The organism is Bifidobacterium pongonis, from assembly GCF_019331805.1.
In the GTDB taxonomy this organism is placed as follows: Bacteria; Actinomycetota; Actinomycetes; order Actinomycetales; family Bifidobacteriaceae; genus Bifidobacterium; species Bifidobacterium pongonis.
Map to the genome: position 1 here is coordinate 20690 of NZ_JAHBBE010000026.1, position 15050 is coordinate 35739.

A 15050-nucleotide genomic window follows, 5' to 3' on the forward strand; every position below is an offset into this window, starting at 1 on the left:
CCGGCGAACATCCGGGCGGCAACGGCCCGTATGCGGGATGTTTCCGTATGCGCCGACGTGCGATTCGTCACGGGGAGAGTCCACTATGGCGCGTATGAGCAAAAAGAAGCATCGCGATCGCAGCTGGGCCCCGGCACCGGAGGCGCTGCCGGCAGACGCCCAAGTGGTGGACAACCACACCCACGTGGCATCCGTCGTACCGTTCTCACGCGCCATGAGCCATGAAGCCGTGGAAAAAGGCCAGCCGGAAGTGCCCGTATACAGCGTGGACGAACTGTTGCAGCAAGCGGCATCCGTCGGCGTGATCGGCGTGATCGACTGCGGATGCGAACTGCCGAACCTCATGACCGCCGTCGACATGGCACGCGAACACGAACACGTGCACGCCGCGCTCGCCATCCACCCCAATGAGGCCGTGCACCACGGTCATCGCGCCGTACCGGGGCCGGACGGCCTGCCGGTGAAATACCAGCCGTGGCATGACGTCAGCTTCGAGGACGCGATCGCCGAAGTGCACAGGCTCGCCGTCACTTACCCCAAGCAGGTGGTCGCCATCGGCGAAACCGGCATGGACCTGTTCCGCACCGGCGACCAGGCCAAGGAACTGCAGCGCGAAGCGTTCCGTGCGCATATCGCGCTCGCCAAGGAACTCGGCCTACCCATGCAGATCCACGATCGCGACTCCCACAAGGAAGTCATCGAAACCCTGCTCGCCGACGGCGCCCCCGAACGCACCGTATTCCACAGCTATTCCGGCGATGCGGAAATGGCCGAAATCGCCCGCGAACACGGCTGGTATCTCAGCTTCTCCGGCACCTGCAGCTACAAGGGCAACGACGGCATCCGCGAATCGCTGCGCATCGTGGGCCTCGACCACGCCATGGTCGAAACCGACGCGCCCTACCTGACACCCATGCCATACCGCGGGCGCACGAACGCGCCATACATGATCCCCTATACGCTCAAAGCCATGGCGGAAACGCTCGATATGCCGATAGCTGAAGTGGCCCGCGAAACCCGCGAAACCACGCGAAAGGTCTACGGCATCGAATGATTGCTGGGTTGTGGGTGTGCCCGGGGCGAACTACCATGTCTCTGCGATATTAGAGAATGGGGCTTGAGAACCTCTTGAGAGCCTAAGGGAGGCCCATGATGAAGGATCCGAACGAGCGGAACGCGCGGAAACGAAAACAGGGCGGTAGCACTGACGGCGCGGATGACGAGGCGCTGCTCAGAGCCGACCGGTTCACCAACGCTCCCAAAGTGTCGCGCAGTTCGCTGACGAAAGAGGAACGCGCGGAACTCGTCAAACAGGCCGAGGCGGAAAGCCGTGAGGCCGAAAAGCTCGCCAGCGCGCATGAGCGCGGCCCGATCGGACGCTGGTGGGCTCGACTGCAATCCGGGCCGAACAAGATCAGTCTGGGCATGGCCATCGTGGCGCTCGGCGTGGTCTACGGTGATATCGGCACATCGCCGCTGTACACCATGCAAACCTTCCTGAACGGGCAGGGAGGTCTGGCCAACGCCGATCGCGAAGCGGTGCTTGGCGTACTGTCACTGGTGTTCTGGTCTATTACGTTGATCACCACCGTCAAATACGTGTTCATCGCCATGCGCATCGACAACCATGGCGAGGGCGGCATTTTCGCCCTGTATTCGCTGATCCACCGCTACGGCGCATGGCTCATGTTCCCCGCCATGCTGGGCGGCGCGGCGTTCCTGGCCGATTCGGTGCTCACGCCGGCCGTCTCCATCAGCTCCGCCGTCGAAGGTTTGGAAACCCTGCCGGCCTTGGAGAACCTGTTCACGCAGAACAAGGAACTGACGCTCATGATCACCGTGGTGATCATCGTCGCGCTGTTCTGCGTGCAATCGCACGGCACCGAAAGCATCGGCAAGGTGTTCGGCTCCGTGGTGATGGTGTGGTTCACGTTCCTCGCCGTGGTCGGCTTGGTGAATCTGAGCCAGGATTGGAGCGTATTCGCGGCGCTGAACCCCGTGTACGGCGTGAAATTCCTCTTCAGCCCGCATAATGCCGCAGGTATCGCCGTGATGGGCACCGTGTTCCTCTCCACCACCGGCGCCGAAGCCCTGTACTCCGACATGGGGCATGTGGGTCGCGGCAACATCTACTTCACCTGGCCGTTCATCAAGGTCGCGCTCGTGCTGTGCTATTTCGGCCAGGGCGCGTGGATGCTCAACCATTGGGACGACAAGGCCTACGGCCATCTGCACGGCCTGAACCCCTTCTTCGAGATGATGACGCCGTCCGTGCGTTACGTCGCGGTCGTGCTTTCCGTCACGGCAGGCGTGATCGCCTCGCAGGCCCTGATCACCGGCGCATTCACCATGGTGTCCGAAGCGACCCGACTTGACTGGATGCCCCACCTGCAGGTCCGCTACCCGGCACGTACACGCGGCCAGCTGTACATTCCCGTCGTCAACGGCGTACTGTGCGCGGCGACCCTCGCGGTCCTGGCGCTGTTCCGCGATTCGGAGCACATATCCGCCGCATACGGTTTGGCGCTGACGGTCACCATGATCACCACGACCGTGCTGCTGGCCGTATACATCTGGCATAAGGTGAGCAAGATCTGGTCGATGGTGTTCCTGGTGGTGTTCCTCGCGATACAAACCATGTTCTTCGTGGCGTCGATGGCGAAATTCCTGCACGGCGGCTGGTTCACCATGCTGCTGACGCTGGCGATCCTGTTCATCATGGTCACGTGGAGCGACGGCACCAAGATCGAACGCGCGCAGCGCCGCCACATGAAGCCGAAGGACTTCCTGCCCACGCTCGACAAGCTGCACGGCGACAACCACATCCCGTTCTTCGCCGACAACATCGTCTACCTCACCTCCGATAGCGAGATGAAGCGCCTCGACACCGACATCTTCTTCTCCATCTTCGCCGACCACCCCAAACGCGCACGCGCCTGGTGGGCGTTGAGCGTGGAAACCACCGACCAGCCGTTCACGCGCGAATACAGTGTGGAAAGCTTCGGCACCGACTACCTGTTCCGCATCAAAATGCGGCTGGGATTCAAAGTGTCGCAGTCGATCCCCGCGTACCTGCATCAGATCATGCACGACCTGGAGCACACCGGCGAACTGCCGCAGCAGAAATCCATCTACCCGAAGGTCGACGCCGATCCAGGCATCGGCACCATCAAATACGTGCTGATCCACAAGGCCCTGATGCCCGAATCCAAGGTGTCGAGAAGGGGTGCGTTGTCGCTGTCCGTCAAATACGCGATCAGGCATATGGCCGGTTCCGCGGTGAAATGGTTCGGCCTCGCACCCTACAATCCGCTCATCGAAGTGCAGCCGCTGTTCGTACCCACAAACAGGCCGCCGAAGCTCAAACGCACCTCCGAATGAGCCTCACGGCTCCGGAAACCGATGATGGAACCGGGGGAACGGAGCAGGATATAGGCAATGGTTATAGCGCTGTCCGCGCGTCGAAACGCACGCGCGGTACAGTGCCCTACTATGTGCAGATTACTGGGATACGCAACGGCCGGCGCCAACCTGAGCCTCAACGATATCCTAGGCATCCCCACGGTTGAGGAATTCCGCGAATTGAGCCGCATCCACAATGATGGCTGGGGATGCGCGTCGTTGTACGACCCGCCTGAGGTGCCGGGAACGTTGGATGGCGGCGCACCATCGCCCGAAACCGGAACCAAACTGTACAAGTCCACCGTCGCGGCGAAACATGATCCGCTGTTCCACGAGCTCGTCCGCGAAGGCGCTCGCGGCGCCCTGTTCCATCTGCGTCTCGCCTCCTCCGGCATTCCGCTGATCCTCGAAAACCAGCAGCCGTTCTTCAGCAACGGGCTGAGCTTCATCCACAACGGCGACATCTCCGACTCCCACGGCCGCAACATCGTGGAGAACAAGCAGTACCCGGTGAACCACAGCACGTTCCTCGGCACCGGTGGCCGCTCCGATTCCGCGATCTTCTTCTCCATCGTCCTCGAATACGTCGCCTCCGGCTACGAGCTGGACGAAGCGCTGGCCCAGACCGTGCGCCAGCTGCGCCAGACCTACCCGAAGTCGAGCTACAACTGCATGATCCAGTCGCAGGACACGTTCATCGCGCTCAACGCGGCCGGACGCGAACGCACGTCGTCGCGCATCGTCGAGATCTACGATGAGTACGGCGAAGGCGAAAAGGCCTTGGATTACCGCGTCATGCGGTACCGCCCGCTCGTCGACGACCAGAACAACGCCGCCGGCATCGTGGTGGCATCGTCCGGCTTCGACCAGTTCGAAGCGGACGGCTGGAAGGATCTCGGCAACGATCAGATGATCGTCGCGTCGAACCGTACCGGCCAGTGGAAGATCCGCAGCATCTGATCGCACGGCCGGCCGGTCTTTCAAAGCCAAGCCGCCCTTCCCGCAGTGCAGGCCTAAGATGGTGCGTATGACTGGCTATATTCCGACCCTCGAACAGGTCGACGAACTGCATCACCGCATCGCGCCCAGCGACGCGGCATACGATCTCATCCACCGCCATTGCGTCATCGTGGCACGCATCGCCCGTGCGCTCGCACGCCGGCAGAACGCGTTGTTCACCCGCCGTTGCACGCTGCCCGCCGACGCCGCGCAGACGCAGGAAGCCCTGCCCTCTTCGGACGGTGTGATCGGCGGCAAGGTGCCGCCACGGCTCATCGACGAGCATCTGGTGGTGATCGGCGGTCTGCTGCACGATATCGGCACGTACCGCGTGCTGAAGCATGACGGCACCGACGGCGAACCGTTGCAGTTCAACGGCCCCGAATACATCAAGCACGGATTGCTCGGCTACGAGTATCTCATCGAGCAGGGGGTGGCCGAGGAGATCGCGCAGTTCGCGCGGAACCACACCGGCGTCGGTCTGCGCAAGGAGGATGTGGAACGTCAGGGGTTGCCGTTGCCGCCCGCCGACTACGTGCCGGTGAATCTCGAACAGGAATTGGTGATGGTGGCGGACAAGTACAACAGCAAGTCGCTGCCGCCGAAGTTCCTCACCGCCGACGCATACACCGCGCGTGCCGAACGGTTCGGCGAGGAGAACAAGCGCCGTTGGCTGGATCTGCTGGACCAGTACGGCGTGGTGGATGTGGAACCGATGGCCGAGGAATACGGCATGGTGCTCAAGCGCTAGCGACCGCCGTACGGGTACGGATATGGCTGCGCCCCTCCCGATCGGGGAGGGGCGCAGCCATATGTTGTTTTAGGGCAGCCGGATGATTCGACCGGATCGCGGCTCAGTCGGTCAGATCGTAGACCTTCTGCGCGGCTGCGGCCACGGCGTCATCGCTGGTGATGATGATCACCGTGCGCTTGGGGTCGCGTCCGCGTGCGATGCGCTGCAGCAGGTCGAGCAGTTCGGCGCTCTCCGCCTCGTCCAGGCCCTTGGTCGGCTCGTCGAGAATCACGGTCTCCGCATCGCAGCACAGGGCGCGGGCGATGGCCACGCGGCGCTGATCCAGCAGGGACAGTTCGCGCACCTTCTTGCCCTTGGTGGCTTCACTGAAGCCGACGCTGTTCAGCACGTCGCGGGCGACCGCCGGCTTGGGCTTGAGGAAGCCGCGCCCGGAACCGTTCATGGCGTACAGCAGGTTGCCTTCGGCATCGAGATCGCCGCGCACCGCGTAGCGCTGCGGCACCAGGCCGAGACGATGGCCGCGCAGTTCGCCGAGCTCCAGCTCGGTGAAGTTCGAGCTCTTCGACATGACCTCGCCGGAGGTCGGCGGCTCAAACGCGCCCATCACCGCCATCAGCGTCGTGCGCTGCTCGGGATCGTCCTCATCGCTGAGCACCTTGACCGCGTACAGGGTACCCGCATAGAAGGCGAGGGACAGGTTGTCGAGCACATGCCTGCCGGTTTTGCGTGCGGTCGTGGTGACGTGGTTCAGCGAGAACGTGGGGTAGGACTTGAGCAGCACGCGGTCGCGCACCTGCTTGTCGAGACGATGGTTCGTCTTGGCGTAGGCGCGGTCTGCGGCGGTTTTCGTCTTGCCGGATTCGCCGTTGGCCTTCGAGAGTTTCAGGGTCTGTTCGACGTGGTTCGCGTTGGCCGTGGTCGCCGCGGCGCTCGCGCCCGCGGGGGCTTCGGCGGCATCCGCGCCGGGCTCGGCGGCCTTGGCGGTTGCCGTATCCGCCGTATCCGCATCGACGGCGACGTCGTCGTATTCGACGCTGAATTCGATGGATTCCACGTCGGCGTCAGCCGCGGTATCGGCTGCCTCGGCGGCGTCCTTGCCGGTTTCCGGCTCGGCGGCGTCGTTCAACTCATCCGTGGTGTCGGTGGTCATTGCTTCGTCCTTATCGTCGATCTCGTCGATTTCGTCGGTCTTGTCGGTTGCGTCACTCATGCCTTCTCCTCCGATCCGGCCGCGACAGGCTTGAACAGGTTGCGATTACGGAACACCACCGGGCCGAACATGGCCACGACGGCGAGCAGCACGATGGCGCCCAGCGAATCCCAGATCATCGAACCCACGATCGACGCGCTCATCGGCGTCGCGAACCCGCACAGCGCCTTACCGATCGGCTGTGCGGTGAACCCGCCGATCAGCAGGCCGAGCGCCACCGGCACCACGGTCAGCATCAGCGTTTCCAGAATGAACTGCCAGGCGAGACGCGGCCTGGTGACACCGGTGACCAGCGCCATGCCGATCTCGTCGCGGCGGGTGACCCAGGTGCGCATGATCGTGATGATCACCAGCAGCACGCCACCGACCGCCAGCAGCACGATCTGCGCGATGCGCATCCACGACGCGGTGCCGTCGAGCGGTTCGAGCTTCTTGTTGTAGGCCTCAAGCGACGGCGAGGACAGCTCGTAGCCCTTGGGCATGTTCTTCTTGGCGATCTTGACGAAGGAGTCGTACACGTCCGGGCTGTCGAACATGAACGTGATATCGAGGTTCGGCATGGCCCAGGTGCCCTTCTGGGACTTCTCCGGGTCGAGGCCGTTGGTGTACGCGGTGGCGTAGGCCGTGTAGATCACGTTGTTGGGGTTCTGCTTGGCGAGCTTGTAGGTCTTGCCGCTTTCAGGATTGACGTACTCGTAGATGCCCTGCACGGTGTAGGTGTACTTCTTCGAGGCGTCGGTCGGATTGGCCACGGTGAACTTGGAGCCGACCGACAGGTTGTTCTTCTCCGCCAGTTCCTTGGAGATCAGCGCGCCGGTGAACTTGGCGTCGGTGTACTTCAGGTTCTTGCCCTTGATCAGCTTGAATTCGCCGAAATCATTGGTCTTCACGGCCTTGGCGTCGTAGAAGCTGCGCATGAGCAGCTCGCCGCCGGTCTTGTCGGCGGGCACGTCGGCGCTGCCGGGAATGGCCTTGAGCGAATCGCTCTGGCGCACGGGCACGGTTTCGGTGAAGGAGTAGGTGAAGGAGACGGACTTGTTCTGCGCCTTGACGGCGATGGGGGAGTAGTCGGTGAAGGTCAGATAGTGTTCGGTCGTGGCTTTGGCATCATCGCCTTTGAGCTGCGACTGCAGCTTCGCGCCCGGCCTGATCACCGCGGTGGGTTTCTGCGACTGGTATTCGGTGCCATGGGCTGCGGTGCTCTTGGCCGATACCGCGGAGGATACGATGGCGCCGAACGACATGACGAGCGCCAGTATGACGGTCAGAATCGAATACGCCCGGTGCCTGCCGAGGGCGTGCCAGGCGTTGGTGAGAACGAACATGTGATACTTTCTCCAGTTCTCTCAAAGCTGTACTACGGGTAATTCCAACATAAGACACTAAGCCGGATTTGTTGAAGGTTGTCTCGCTCAATGCTGGTATGCGACTCGATGAAGCCTGAGAGATTCCTGAGAAAATCTGTGTGCTGCGTGATTTGTGGGTGAATCGCATGCGATCGCGCCGCAATACGCGCGGCGTTCGCCCGCGAACCCGCCTGAGGATCACCGGCGAATCACCTATGATTCACCAGTCGTCCGCACGGCTCGTATCGCGATCTGCGGCAGGCGGGCCGTACGTGTCGCCCGATCCGATCGACCGCTAGTTGATACTGGTGCCGCGCAGCGTGAGTTTGGTGGCGAATTTCAGCATGAACGGAACGGGGGAGACCTGGCGCCCGTTGAGCTCCTTGTCCATGATTTCGGCGGCGGTGCTGCCCATCTGCTCGGTGAACACCGTGACCGAGCTGAGCTGCGGAAACACCTGCTTGGCGATGGCGGTGTCGTTGAAGGAGATCAGGCTCACCTGTTCGGGGACCTTGATGCCGGATTCCTGCAGCGCCCTGAGCGCGCCGATGGCCAGCGAATCGTTGGCGGCGAAGAAGGCCTGCGGCAGGTCGCGCGGATGTTCCTTGATGGCCTGCTTCATCAGGCGGTAGCCGTCGCTGGTGGTGAAGCTGCCGACGTACACGTTCTTCGGGTTGTACAGCTTCCATTCGCTCAGGTAGTTGCGGAATGTGTAATAGCGGCGGTCCGCGAGCTTGGCGGTTTTGTCGGCGTTGTACTCCTCGCCGGCGATCATGCCGATATTGGTCTGCTTGTGGCGCAGGAAGTGGTCGATCACGCCGGTGACGGAATTGATGAAATCGGGCATGATGCAGGTGAATCCGGCGTTGAGGGTGTCGCAGTCGACGAACACGATGTGCTTGTTGAATTTGCCGAGACCGCGCACCTGTTTGGCGCTGAACTTGCCGACCGCGATGATGCCGTCGGCGCCTTCGAAATCGGCGTGGGACGAATCGTTGAACACGCGTGTGATGGCGTAGCCGAGCTCTTCGAGGCGGCGTTCGATGCCGATGCGGATGGAGTAGTAGTACAGGTCCTGCAGTTCCTGGCGTTCGGTGTACCACTGGACGATCACGATGCGACGCTGCTTCTTGGATTTGCCGTTGGCTCTGCGATGCTTCTTGTAGCCGAGCTGTTCGGCGGTGGCGAAGATCTTGCGGCGGGTGTTGTCGTTCACCGACATGGTCTCGTCCTGGTTGAGCACGCGGGACACGGTGGCGATGGAAACCCCGACAATGGCTGCGATGTCTTTGATCGTGGGGGCTTTTTCCTTCTGCTTGTCGGCCGTCATCACGACTCCTTCCGTGTCACACGAGGTCGGGGAGGCTGTTCCATTATGGCACAGAATTTTAGTAAATATGGAGATTCCCCTCGATAGGGGGTATCCTACTGACATAGGACGTCAAAGAGGCCGTCCCACACAACCACAGATCCGCGTATCGAATTTTTCCTCTTCCCCCATCGGTGCGCGGTATGCTTTCAACGGCCCCCAAGCGAATGCGTCAGGCGGAGCCGTATCTGGTTAACGTTCATATTTGTTTACTAAAAACCTATTGTGTAGAAATTGTGAATCAATGGACGCCGGGCGTGTCTTCATGCTGAAAAAGCTTGGAATCAAGCCAAACAACTTTGTTAAGTAAAAAATTTTGAGAAAGCGTAAAACTAGGTAAAATTACAGACAACAGCAGCAGTTACAAACGAAGGAGTTTCTCATGGATACTGCCGAACTGACCGTCAAGTTCCAGGAAGTCTTCGGCGTCCAGCCCGACGCCACGTTCTTCTCCCCCGGCCGCATCAACCTGATCGGCGAACACACCGATTACAACGGCGGCCACGTATTCCCCGCCGCGATCACCCTGGGCACCTACGGTGCCGCAAGGAAGCGCGACGACAACAAGCTGCGCTTCTACTCCGCCAACTTCGAAGAGGTCGGCATCATCGAATCCCGCCTCGACGAGCTGGTCTACAAGAAGGAAGACAACTGGACCAACTACGCCAAGGGCGTCCTGAAGTTCCTCGGCGAGGAAGGCCACGCCATCACCAGCGGCATGGACGTCTTCGTGTACGGCAACATCCCGAACGGCTCCGGCCTGAGCTCCTCCGCCTCGCTGGAACTGCTCATCGGCATCATCGCCCAAGAACTGTTCGACCTGAAGCTGGAACGCCTCGACCTGGTCAAGATCGGCAAGCGCACCGAAAACGAGTTCATCGGCGTCAACTCCGGCATCATGGACCAGTTCGCCATCGGCATGGGCGCCGAGAACAAGGCCATCTACCTGGACACCAACACCCTGGTCTACGATCTCGTGCCGCTGGATCTGGGCGACAACGTCATCGTCATCATGAACACCAACAAGCGCCGTGAACTGGCCGACTCCAAGTACAACGAGCGCCGCGCCGAATGCGAGAAGGCCGTCGAGGAACTCAACGCCAAGCTCGACATCAAGACGCTGGGTGAGCTGGACGCGGCAAGCTTCGACGAATACGCATACCTCATCAAGGACGACGCGCGCATCCGCCGCGCCCGTCACGCCGTGCTGGAGAACCAGCGCACGCTGCAGGCCCGCAAGGCGCTGGAATCCGGCGATCTCGACCGCTTCGGCCGCCTGATGAACGCTTCGCACGTCTCGCTGGAACACGACTATGAGGTCACCGGCCTCGAACTGGACACTCTTGTGCACACCGCTTGGGAGCAGGACGGCGTGATCGGCGCCCGCATGACCGGTGCCGGCTTCGGCGGTTGCGCCATCGCCATCGTGAACAAGGACAAGGTCGGCGCCTTCACCAAGGCCGTCGGCGCCAAGTACGAAGAGGTCGTCGGCTACGCCCCGGCCTTCTACATCGCGGAGATTGCCAGCGGCTCCCGCGTGCTCTCCCGCAACAACTGACGACATCCACGGTGGGGCGGGATCGCGAACGCAAGCAAACGGTCCCGCCCGCCGCACGGTAACCCGCACGGCTACGGCGGACGGCAGAAAACGTACCATTTTGGAATACAGAAGGAAGGCCTGACATGGCACAAGGTTTGGTGGACGAATTCGTCAGCCAGGTGATCGCGAACAGCGATTACGAAGAAGTCGATCGTGTATACCTCACGAATCGCGTCATGGCGATCGTCGGCGAGGACGGAGCCGATGCGCCCGCCACCGCCGATGCCAACGACATCGTCGATCTGAAGGAAGAACTCGCGGATCTCGCCGCGCGCAACGGCAAGGTCGGCGACACCGCCGCCGAGAAGGACACCGTCGGCGCCCAGCTGATGGACTTCATCACCCCCGCGCCCAGCGTGGTGAACCGCAGGTTCTGGAACACCTACGACGAGGATCCCGCCAAGGCGATCGCCGATTTCTACGCGATGAGCAAACGCAACGATTACGTCAAGACGAAGGCCATCGCCAAGAACATCTACTTCCCGGTGCCCACCGAATACGGCGACATCGAAATCACCATCAACCTGTCCAAGCCCGAAAAGGACCCGAAGGCCATCGCCGCCGCGAAGAACGCGAAGACCTCCAGTTATCCGAAGTGCCAGCTGTGCATCGAGAACGAAGGCTACCAGGGCCGTATCAACCACCCGGCGCGTGCGAACCACCGCGTGGTGCGCTTCGACATGGACGGCGAAGGCTGGGGCTTCCAGTACTCCCCGTACGCCTACTTCAACGAGCATTGCATCTTCTTCTACGGCAAGCATGAGCCGATGAAGATCAGCGAACAGACCTTCCACCGCCTGCTCGGCATCGTCGAACAGTTCCCCGGCTACTTCGCCGGATCGAACGCCGACCTGCCGATCGTCGGCGGTTCCATCCTCGCCCACGAACACTACCAGGGCGGCCGTCACACCTTCGCCATGGAGAAGGCACCGGTCGAAACCGAATTCACCTTCGACGGCTTCGAGGGCGTGAAGGCCGGCATCGTCAAGTGGCCGATGTCCGTGATCCGCCTGGCCGGCAAGGACCGCGACGAGATGGTCAGACTCGCCTCCAAGATCCTCGACGCATGGCGCTCCTACTCCGATCCGGACGCGAACGTGCTCGCCGAATCCAACGGCGAACCGCACCACACCATCACGCCGATCGCGCGCAGGAAGGGCGACGAGTACGAACTCGACCTGGTGCTGCGTGACAATCAGACCTCCGAGGAGTTCCCGGACGGCATCTACCATCCGCATCCGGACGTGCAGCACATCAAGAAGGAGAACATCGGCCTGATCGAGGTCATGGGTCTGGCCATCCTTCCGCCGCGCCTGCAGAAGGAACTCGCCGAGGTCGAAAAGTTCGTGCTCGGCCGCGACAACGACATCGCCGAGTATCATCGTGCATGGGCGGAGGAGATCAAGCGGTCCCATCCCGAAGCGACGGAAGACACCGTCACCGGCATCGTTCAGGATGCCGTGGGCAAGGTCTTCAGCCGCGTGCTGGAAGACGCGGGCGTGTACAAGCGCACCCCTGAAGGCAAGGCCGCGTTCATGAAGTTTGTTCAAACCCTCGGAACAAAGGAGAAGTAAACAATGACTGTTATGGTCCTCGGTGGAGCCGGCTACATCGGCTCCCACATGGTTGACCGACTGGTCGCAGCCGGCAAGGAGAAGGTCGTCGTCGTGGACAGCCTGGTGACCGGCCACCGCGCCGCGGTGAACCCGGCCGCGAAGTTCTACCAGGGCGACCTGGCGGATCAGGAGTTCATGCGCGGTGTGTTCCGTGAGAACCCGGACATCGACGCCGTGATCCACTTCGCCGCGTTCTCGCTGGTCGCGGAATCCATGAAGGAACCGCTGAAGTACTTCGACAACAACACCGCCGGCATGGTCAAGCTGCTTGAGGTGATGAAGGAATTCGGCGTCAAGAAGATCGTCTTCTCCTCCACCGCCGCCACCTACGGCATTCCGGAGAAGATGCCGATCCGTGAGGATGACCCGCAGAAGCCGATCAACCCGTACGGCGAGAGCAAGCTCATGATGGAGAAGATCATGCGCTGGTGCGATCAGGCCTACGGCATCAAGTTCGTGGCCCTGCGCTACTTCAACGTCGCCGGCGCCAAGCCGGACGGATCCATCGGTGAGGATCACGGCCCCGAAACCCACCTGCTGCCGATCGTGCTGCAGGTCGCCCAGGGCAAGCGCGACAAGCTGATGATCTTCGGCAACGATTACAACACCCCCGATGGCACCAACGTGCGCGACTACGTGCACCCCTTCGATCTGGCCGACGCGCACATCCTCGCCGTCGACTACCTGCGTCAAGGCAACGAGTCCAACGCCTTCAACCTCGGTTCCTCCACCGGTTTCTCGAACCTGCAGATCCTTGAGGCCGCCCGCAAGGTGACCGGCAAGGAGATCCCCGCCGAGATGGCGCCGCGCCGCCCCGGCGATCCGGACACCCTGATCGCCGCCTCCGATAAGGCGCGCACCGTGCTCGGCTGGAAGCCGCAGTTCGACAACATCGAGAAGATCATCGAAACCGCTTGGGCGTGGCATTCCACCCACCCGAACGGGTACGACGATCGTAAGTGATCTCTGGCGCAAAGCGCCGCGACAGGGCCTTCCTTCGGGGAGGCCCTGTTTGTTTAGTAAACAAAGTAATGATTGCTAAATCTGCGGTAAACTAGTTTACGAAGAAAGTTCACAGAGCAAGGAGGCTCCCATGGATGGCGCAAGCTCGATGCAGAGCGCGGACCTGAGTTGGCTCGACAGGCCAGACGTGTTCCGCGTGAACCGCTTGGATGCGCACAGCGATCACCGGTGCTATGCCACGCAGGATGAGGCGGAACGCGACAGCAGCGGTCTGATCATGCCACTCGACGGCACTTGGAAATTCAAATACTCGCCGAACCCGCAGGCAAGGCCGGCCGACTTCTACCAGCAGGCCGAAGCCCCGGCGGACTTCGACGACATCGAAGTGCCCGGTCATATCGAAATCGCGGGATACGACGCGAACCAGTACATCAACACCATGTACCCGTGGGAAGGCCACGTGTACCGCCGTCCCGCAGGACTGACCGCAGGCGACCCGGGCGTCGGCACGTTCTCCGACGCCGCCGACAATCCGGTCGGCTCCTACATGCGCACGTTCACGCTGCCCGATCACATGCGCGGCGACCGCATCCACGTGGTGTTCGAAGGCGTGGAGCAGGCGTTCTACCTGTGGCTCAACGGCCACTTCGTGGGGTACGCGGAAGACAGCTTCACCCCCTCGGAGTTCGATTTGACGCCGTACATCAACGAAACCGGAACCAACACCATCGCTTGCGAAGTGTTCAAGCGCTCCACCGCGGCATGGATCGAGGATCAGGACTTCTTCCGCTTCTTCGGCATCTTCCGTCCGGTGAAACTCGTGGCGCTGCCCAGCATCCACGTCGACGACATCGCCGTGCGCTCCCTGCTCGACGATGATCTGCGCACCGGCGCGATCACCGTCGACATGCGCCTGAGCGCCAAGGAAGGAACCTGCCTTACCGGCGCCACCGCCGAAGTGAGCGTGATCGACCCGCAAGGCAACCGCATCGCCTCGCAGACCAGCTCCCTGGAGCAGGACGGCGACGCCACCCTCGCGTTCACCGGCATCGTCGACCCGCAGCTGTGGGACAACGGCAGTCCGAACCTGTACCGCATCGACGTGCGCCTGACCGACGCCGCCGGTGAGGTGCGCGAAGTGGCGCAGGCGGACACCGGTTTCCGCAAGCTCGTGCGCGACGGCGTGAAGGTGTCGCTCAACGGCCACAGGCTGTACATCCTCGGCGTCAACCGCCACGAATGGAACGCCGACAGCGGGCGCTCCATCGGACTGGACGATATGACGCACGACATCGACGTGATGCTGCGCAACAACATCAACGCCGTGCGCACCTGCCACTACCCGGATCGCCTGGAATGGTACCGCCTGTGCGACGAGAACGGCATCTACGTGATGGCCGAAACCAACCTCGAATCCCACGGCACCTGGCAGAAGATGGGTGCTGTGGAGCCGTCGTACAACGTTCCCGGCAACAGTGATGTGTGGGAGAAGGTCGTCGTCGACCGCGCGGTCACGCAGTACGAGACGCTGAAGAACCACCCGTCCATCCTGTTCTGGTCCATGGGCAACGAATCGTACGCGGGCACCGCCATCGCGGCCATGGACGCCTACTACAAGAGCAAGGGCGACGGGCGCCTGACGCATTACGAGGGCGTGGTGCACAACCGCGCGTTCGAGGACGTCATCTCCGACTTGGAAAGCCGCATGTACGATCCGCCGGAGGGTGCGCGCGCATACATGTCCAACAATCCGAAGAAGCCGTACATCCTGTGCGAGTTCATGCACGACAT

General features: G+C 61.7%; 11 protein-coding genes. 8 read left to right on the forward strand and 3 right to left on the reverse strand.

What is annotated here, in order from left to right; all coding sequences use genetic code 11:
* The first annotated feature begins 94 nt into the window (after nucleotides 1–94).
* The 4 genes from KIH75_RS07220 (at nucleotide 95) to KIH75_RS07235 (ending at nucleotide 5152) form a co-directional block, all read left to right on the forward strand.
* Nucleotides 95–1054 carry a TatD family hydrolase gene (locus KIH75_RS07220; protein ID WP_219056084.1) on the forward strand — a complete coding sequence of 320 codons (960 nt, stop codon included), beginning with the start codon at nucleotides 95–97 and terminating at the stop codon, nucleotides 1052–1054.
* Nucleotides 1055–1152: 98 nt separating this feature from the next.
* On the forward strand, nucleotides 1153–3381 hold the full coding sequence (locus KIH75_RS07225; protein ID WP_236028113.1) for a KUP/HAK/KT family potassium transporter: 2229 nt from the start codon (nucleotides 1153–1155) through the stop codon (nucleotides 3379–3381).
* Between the two features lie 111 nt (nucleotides 3382–3492).
* Nucleotides 3493–4362 (forward strand): class II glutamine amidotransferase, encoded by an 870-nt coding sequence (locus tag KIH75_RS07230; protein WP_219056086.1) that lies wholly within the window; start codon nucleotides 3493–3495, stop codon nucleotides 4360–4362.
* Nucleotides 4363–4429: 67 nt separating this feature from the next.
* A complete protein-coding gene (locus tag KIH75_RS07235; protein WP_219056087.1) occupies nucleotides 4430–5152 on the forward strand; it encodes an HD domain-containing protein in 723 nt (240 codons plus the stop codon).
* Nucleotides 5153–5255: 103 nt separating this feature from the next.
* Here the strand turns inward: KIH75_RS07235 and KIH75_RS07240 are convergent, their stop codons facing one another.
* From KIH75_RS07240 to KIH75_RS07250, 3 genes are all read right to left on the reverse strand, one after another.
* Entirely contained in the window at nucleotides 5256–6365 is a 1110-nt protein-coding gene (locus tag KIH75_RS07240; protein WP_219056088.1) for an ATP-binding cassette domain-containing protein, read from the reverse strand.
* Nucleotides 6362–7690: an ABC transporter permease gene (locus KIH75_RS07245; protein WP_219056089.1), complete on the reverse strand. Its 1329-nt coding sequence runs from the start codon at nucleotides 7688–7690 to the stop codon at nucleotides 6362–6364. Before KIH75_RS07245 ends, KIH75_RS07240 begins: the two co-directional genes overlap by 4 nt.
* A 316-nt stretch (nucleotides 7691–8006) precedes the next feature.
* Nucleotides 8007–9041 carry a LacI family DNA-binding transcriptional regulator gene (locus tag KIH75_RS07250; RefSeq protein WP_219056090.1) on the reverse strand — a complete coding sequence of 345 codons (1035 nt, stop codon included), beginning with the start codon at nucleotides 9039–9041 and terminating at the stop codon, nucleotides 8007–8009.
* 421 nt (nucleotides 9042–9462) lie between these two features.
* Between KIH75_RS07250 and KIH75_RS07255 the strand changes: the two genes are divergently transcribed.
* From KIH75_RS07255 to KIH75_RS07270, 4 genes are all read left to right on the forward strand, one after another.
* On the forward strand, nucleotides 9463–10638 hold the full coding sequence (locus KIH75_RS07255; protein ID WP_219056091.1) for a galactokinase: 1176 nt from the start codon (nucleotides 9463–9465) through the stop codon (nucleotides 10636–10638).
* A gap of 125 nt (nucleotides 10639–10763) precedes the next feature.
* The gene (gene galT, locus KIH75_RS07260) at nucleotides 10764–12254 is read left to right on the forward strand and encodes a UDP-glucose--hexose-1-phosphate uridylyltransferase (protein ID WP_219056092.1); all 1491 of its coding nucleotides are present in this window, start codon (nucleotides 10764–10766) and stop codon (nucleotides 12252–12254) included.
* Nucleotides 12255–12257: 3 nt separating this feature from the next.
* Nucleotides 12258–13259, forward strand: a complete 1002-nt coding sequence (galE, locus tag KIH75_RS07265) for a UDP-glucose 4-epimerase GalE (protein ID WP_219056093.1) — start codon at nucleotides 12258–12260, stop codon at nucleotides 13257–13259.
* 130 nt (nucleotides 13260–13389) lie between these two features.
* Nucleotides 13390–15050: glycoside hydrolase family 2 protein (locus tag KIH75_RS07270; RefSeq protein ID WP_219056094.1), on the forward strand; the 1661-nt coding region annotated here is incomplete at its 3' end.

Coding starts and splice junctions, on each gene's coding strand:
- galT (WP_219056092.1), top strand. CDS start 10,764: ATGGCACAAGGTTTGGTGGACGAATTCGTCAGCCAGGTGATCGCGAAC.
- KIH75_RS07240 (WP_219056088.1), bottom strand. CDS start 6,365: ATGAGTGACGCAACCGACAAGACCGACGAAATCGACGAGATCGACGAT.
- KIH75_RS07245 (WP_219056089.1), bottom strand. CDS start 7,690: ATGTTCGTTCTCACCAACGCCTGGCACGCCCTCGGCAGGCACCGGGCG.
- KIH75_RS07255 (WP_219056091.1), top strand. CDS start 9,463: ATGGATACTGCCGAACTGACCGTCAAGTTCCAGGAAGTCTTCGGCGTC.
- KIH75_RS07225 (WP_236028113.1), top strand. CDS start 1,153: ATGAAGGATCCGAACGAGCGGAACGCGCGGAAACGAAAACAGGGCGGT.
- galE (WP_219056093.1), top strand. CDS start 12,258: ATGACTGTTATGGTCCTCGGTGGAGCCGGCTACATCGGCTCCCACATG.
- KIH75_RS07235 (WP_219056087.1), top strand. CDS start 4,430: ATGACTGGCTATATTCCGACCCTCGAACAGGTCGACGAACTGCATCAC.
- KIH75_RS07250 (WP_219056090.1), bottom strand. CDS start 9,041: ATGACGGCCGACAAGCAGAAGGAAAAAGCCCCCACGATCAAAGACATC.
- KIH75_RS07220 (WP_219056084.1), top strand. CDS start 95: ATGAGCAAAAAGAAGCATCGCGATCGCAGCTGGGCCCCGGCACCGGAG.
- KIH75_RS07230 (WP_219056086.1), top strand. CDS start 3,493: ATGTGCAGATTACTGGGATACGCAACGGCCGGCGCCAACCTGAGCCTC.